Origin of the sequence: Kocuria sp. (assembly GCF_030536815.1) — a bacterium.
GTDB classification, from domain to species: Bacteria; Actinomycetota; Actinomycetes; order Actinomycetales; family Micrococcaceae; genus Kocuria; species Kocuria gwangalliensis.
On sequence record NZ_JAUNPE010000260.1, the window covers coordinates 1 to 2,277 of the forward strand.

Here is a 2,277-nt window from a genome sequence, read left to right on the forward strand (position 1 = left end):
TCGTCCCGTCATCAAGGTGACCGGTGTGGTGCTGCGCCGCGCGAACGGTGATGTACTGACCGTGCGCAAACGCAACACCGGGATGTTCATGTTCCCCGGTGGCAAACCCGAGGCGGGTGAGACTCCCCTGGATACCGCGATCCGCGAGGTGGAAGAGGAACTGGGCCTGGTTCTGGCCCCGGAAGATTTGGTTCCCGTGGGTGAATGGATGACCGATGCCGCCAACGAACCCGGCCATGGGTTGCACAGTCATGTGTTCCTGGGGCTGAATCTACTGGCCGAGACACCCGTGCCGGCACGTGAGATTGCCGAGTTGCGCTGGCAGCCAGTGGACGGCGTGGAAGACGTTGCGGACCTCGCTCCCCTGGCTCGGTGGTATGCGATTCCGGCGGTGCGGGCGCTGTAAGCCTTGGGTGTTAGCCCTCTTGCGGGAAACACCTGTCTGGGTTTGACTCTTCTCAACGGCGAAAGGCTCAATCTCCATGGCCACATCCCAAAATGATCACCTGTGGGCGCTGATGCACGCCGAGCGTGCGGCGCTGGCCGATGACCTCGCAACGCTGACTCCCGAGCAATGGCGACACAGCACTCTGTGCGGAAAGTGGAACGTCGAGGACGTCGTTGCTCACCTGATCGCAGCGGCCAGCATGAACCAATTACGTTGGCTGCGCAGCATGATCGGCGCCCGATTCCGAGTGGATATGCATAACCAGCGGCGCGTGGCGGAGTTTCGAGGGCGGACCCCGGAAGAGACGCTCGAGCGTTTCCGCCAGATTATCGACAGCACTACCTCGCCCTCCGGGCACGTTCCCGCGTATCTCGGTGAGGTGGTCGTGCATTCGCAGGACATTCGACAGCCCTTGGGGCTCTCGCGGACGCCCAGTGCGGAGGCATTTATCCCGGTCGCGGAGTTCTTCGCCTCACGGGACTTCGCGGTCAACAGCCACCGTTTGGTGAAGGGGTTGTGTTTACGAGCCGCCGACGGGCCGTTTGTCGTGGGCGCCGGGCCAATGGTCAGCGGTTCTTTGCTTGCACTGGTCATGACCATGGCCGGCCGGGCGGTGTATCTGGATCAGCTGGAGGGTCCGGGGGTTCCACTACTACGCTCGCGTATAGAGACCATGGGCGTCTAGAGCTGCGCCTCTGAGTTTTCGTCAGCGGTTAGACCAGTAGATAGATCGCCGCAGGTGTGTTGCCCATGCAATAAAGCCTAGGTGCTGTCTCTTCCCACGGTGCTGAGGGTGCATTTCGCTCATAAGTTCAGATGGGTCAGGCTGGCCCATCGGATGGTGCGTGACTGCCGAGAAGATCGCCGGCATGGTGAAGGGCGCCAAGGCCGGCTTGCCTACGACGGACCTGGTGGTCTTCCCCGAGTACAGCCTCAACGGGTTGAACCCCAAGGTCTGGGCTCGGGATGAGATGCTCTGTGACCTGGACGGCCCGGAGGTGGAGATCCTGCGCGGCGCATGCGCCGATAGTTCCGTCTGGGGATGTTTTTCACTCATGGAACGCAACCCCAACGGTGCTCCTTACAACAGCGGCATCATCGTCGATGCCGCTGGCGAGATTGTTCTGTACTACCGGAAGATGCACCCGATGGTGCCGTTGGAGCCCTGGGAACCCGGGGACCTCGGCATCCCGGTATGCGATGGGCCTGCCGGGTCCAAGCTGGCCCTACTTATCTGCCACGACGGGATGCTGCCGGAGATGGCTCGGGAGGCGGCTTACAAGGGCGCCAACGTCATCCTGCGCACGGCCGGCTACACCGACCCCATACGCCACGCGTGGCGGATCACGAACCAGGTCAATGCCTTCACCAACGTGGCTTACACTGCTTCGGTCGCCCTGACCGGGGCGGACGCGACCGGCATCTGGTCCATCGGCGAGGCCATGATCTGCGACGTCGACGGCACCGTCCTGGAGCACGGGGACAACTCACCGGACCGCATAGTGACCGGCGAGGTAATTCCTAGCCGCGCCGACCAGGCCCGCAGGAGCTGGGGTGTGGAGAACAACATCTACCAGTTGGGGCATCGCGGATACGTCGCCGTGCGCGGCGGGGCCCGGGACTGCCCGTACACCTACATGACCGACCTCGCCGCCGAACGCTATCGGGTGCCGTGGGAGGACGAGGTCGAGATCACCGACGGCACCTCCGTGGGATACGGCTCGCCCCGTGAGCCCGGAAGCACCACGGAGACAGACCGAACTGAAGCTCCCCGCCAGACGACCGGCGGGTAAGAATCGGCACCTGGTTCCACCCACTACGGGCTGGCC

Annotated in this window: 3 protein-coding genes; all 3 read left to right on the top strand. The window is 63.3% G+C overall.

Features of this window, described 5'->3' with window-relative positions:
- Window positions 1–406: NUDIX domain-containing protein (locus Q4E95_RS12940; RefSeq protein ID WP_303383692.1), on the top strand; the 406-nt coding region annotated here is incomplete at its 5' end.
- A 76-nt stretch (window positions 407–482) separates the two neighbouring features.
- Window positions 483–1,133: a maleylpyruvate isomerase family mycothiol-dependent enzyme gene (locus Q4E95_RS12945; protein WP_303383693.1), complete on the top strand. Its 651-nt coding sequence runs from the start codon at window positions 483–485 to the stop codon at window positions 1,131–1,133.
- A gap of 160 nt (window positions 1,134–1,293) precedes the next feature.
- The gene (locus Q4E95_RS12950; protein WP_303383694.1) at window positions 1,294–2,241 is read left to right on the top strand and encodes a formamidase; all 948 of its coding nucleotides are present in this window, start codon (window positions 1,294–1,296) and stop codon (window positions 2,239–2,241) included.
- Window positions 2,242–2,277 lie beyond the last annotated feature (36 nt).

Bases quoted from the DNA above. Each gene is read 5' to 3' on its own strand.
- Q4E95_RS12945 (WP_303383693.1), top strand. From the start codon at position 483: ATGGCCACATCCCAAAATGATCACCTGTGGGCGCTGATGCACGCCGAG.